General features: G+C 74.5%; 4 protein-coding genes. All 4 read left to right on the top strand.

Annotated elements, in window-relative coordinates; genetic code table 11:
* The coding region (locus H5J30_RS27255) for a LysR family transcriptional regulator substrate-binding protein (protein ID WP_181789972.1) at positions 1-629 on the top strand (629 nt) is incomplete at its 5' end.
* A gap of 93 nt (positions 630-722) precedes the next feature.
* The gene (locus tag H5J30_RS27250) at positions 723-1,334 is read left to right on the top strand and encodes a LysE family translocator (protein WP_181789971.1); all 612 of its coding nucleotides are present in this window, start codon (positions 723-725) and stop codon (positions 1,332-1,334) included.
* 59 nt (positions 1,335-1,393) lie between these two features.
* A complete protein-coding gene (locus H5J30_RS27245) occupies positions 1,394-2,056 on the top strand; it encodes a B3/B4 domain-containing protein (RefSeq protein WP_181789973.1) in 663 nt (220 codons plus the stop codon).
* Positions 2,057-2,201: 145 nt separating this feature from the next.
* Positions 2,202-2,459 (top strand): GntR family transcriptional regulator (locus tag H5J30_RS27240; protein WP_181789970.1); only part of this gene is annotated, 258 nt, incomplete at its 3' end.

The following is a 2,459-nucleotide window of genomic DNA, read 5'->3' as shown; positions in this document are numbered from 1 at the left end:
CGACGGGGGCGACGACCGTACGGCACTTCATGTCGGCGGCGGTCGTCGCGTTCCGGGAGCGGTATCCGCAGGTCAGCCTGGAGTTCCAGACGGAGAACTCCAGCCGCGGCTGCGTCGCCGCGCTGGCCGCGGGCGGCGCCGACCTGGCGTGGATAACGATCGCCGCGCCGGTACGGGGCGTGGAGCTGCGGCGCGCGGCGGAGCTGCGGTGGGTGCTGGCCGTACGGGAGGGCGATCCGCTGGCGGAGCGGTCGGCGGTGGGGGCGGCGGACCTGGCGGCGGTGCGGCTCATCGGGCTGCCGGGGAACTCGTCTTCGCGGGCGCACCTGGAGGCGTGGTTCGCGGAGTCGGGGGTGCGGCTGCCGGCGTTCGACACGTCGGTCGCCGACTGGGACACGGCGATCCTCCTCGCGGAGCTGGGGCTCGGCTACGCGGTCGTACCGGAGCTGCCGGGGTGGCGGGAGGGGCGGCATCCGGGGGTGCGGCTCGTACCCGTACCGGAGCTGCCGCCGCTGTGGGCGGGGTGGGCGGTGCGGCGGTGGGCGGCGCTGTCGCCGCTGGCGCGGGTGTTCGCGGACATGGTGGCGGCGGGGGCGGCCGGGCAGGGCTCCCAGATTATGGACCAGTGATCTCGCTCCTCTTTGGCTCTGCCCGTCAGGCCATCGGCGGGTGAGGGTGGTGGTGTTCCGCAGTAGCCGTTCACCACCGCCGGAGGCACTCCCGTGAGCATCGCCTTTCTGCTGACCACGCTGATCGTGGTCGCCACCCCGGGCACGGGCGTGGTCTACACCCTCGTCGCCGGGCTGTCCCACGGCCGGCGCGCGAGCGTCGTCGCCGCGTTCGCCTGCACGCTCGGCACCGTCCCGCACGTCGTCGCCACCGTCACCGGGCTTGCGGCGCTGCTGCACACCAGCGCCGTGGCGTTCGAGGTGGTGAAGTACCTGGGCGTCGCGTACCTGCTGTACATGGCGTGGTCGACGCTGCGCGACAAGGAGGCCCTGGTCGTCGAGGCCGACGCGGCGGCCGGGCCGAAGCCGGTGGGCCGGGTGATCGTCTCCGGTGTGCTGCTCAACCTGCTCAACCCGAAGCTGACGATGTTCTTCGTGGCGTTCCTGCCGCAGTTCATGCCCGCCGGCCAGGAGGGGTCGGTGGCGGCGATGCTGCGGCTGAGCGCGGTGTTCATGGGGCTGACGTTCGTCGTGTTCGCGGCGTACGGGATGGGCGCGGCGGCCGTACGCGGCCATGTGCTGCGGCGGCCGCGGGTGATGGCGGGGATCCGGCGGGTGTTCGCGGTGTCGTTCGTGGGGCTGGGCGCGAAGCTGGCGGTGGCGTGACGATGCGGTTCGGACATGCGGCAGAGCTGCGGGCGGAGTTTCCCGAGCTGGTTGCGGGGGTGCTGTACGGGGACGCAGGGAGCGCCGACGCCTTCGGCCCCGGCGGGGGTGCGGAGCTGGAGGCGCGGGTCGCGGCGTACACGGACGTCGCGCGGCGGCGGCTGGCGGCGGGCACGGAGGCGGAGCTGCCCGAGGTACGGGCGTGGCGGCGGACGTACACGCGGCTGGGGCTGCGGCCGACGCAGTACCGGTGCGCGTCGGAGTCGCTGCTGCGGCGGCTGCGGCGGGAGGGGTCGCTGCCGCGGATCCACCCGGTGGTGGACCTGTGCAACGCGGTCTCCGTGGCGTACGCGATCCCCGTCGCGGTGCTGGACGCGGACCGGATCGCGGAGCCGTGGCTGCAGGTGCGGCGGGCGGTGGGCGACGAGACGTACACGGCGTTCGGCGGCGGGATCGAGCATCCGGCGGCGGGGGAGGTGACGTTCGCCGACTCGGCGGGGCGGGCGCACGCGCGGCGCTGGACGAACCGGCAGAGCGGGTACTCGGCGGTCGGCGCGCAGACGCGCCGGGTGCTGGTGGTGGCGGAGGGCATGCACAACGCGGCCGCGACGGATGTGGCGGAGCTGACGGAGGCGGTGCGGGGGGAGCTGGAGCGGCTGTGGGGCGTGAAGGCGGAGGCGGCGGTGCTGGCGGGGGCGGGGGAGTTCGAGTTCGGGGAGTGAGGGGCTCGGGGGTGGGGCTCGGGAGTGAGGAGGTCCGGCGTGGAGGGCTCGGGCGGGCGGGGGCTCGGGCGTGAGAACCGGTTCTGAGCTGCGCCGATGGGGCTTCCCAGGGGGCGTTGTCAGTGGCGCGTGCCACGATGGCTCCATGAACGGGGTGGAAGAAGCGGCCTCTGAGAGGTCCAAAGCGTACGGTTCGGATTTCCTCCAGCTCGACGTCGGGGACGCGCCGGCGGGCGGGATGGCGGACTGGCTGGCGTGGCGGCTGCGGGAGGCGATCGCGGACGGGCGGCTGCCGCTGGGCAGTCGGCTGCCGCCGACACGGGTGCTGGCGGCGGAGCTGCGGATGTCGCGCGGGGTGGTCACTGAGGCGTACCGGCGGCTGACGGAGGACGGCCACGTCGAG

It is taken from the genome of Streptomyces phytophilus (genome assembly GCF_013870535.1).
Taxonomy (GTDB): domain Bacteria; phylum Actinomycetota; class Actinomycetes; order Streptomycetales; family Streptomycetaceae; genus Streptomyces; species Streptomyces phytophilus.
Note: the sequence above shows the minus strand (reverse complement) of the source record. Positions and strands in the feature narration are given on the sequence as shown.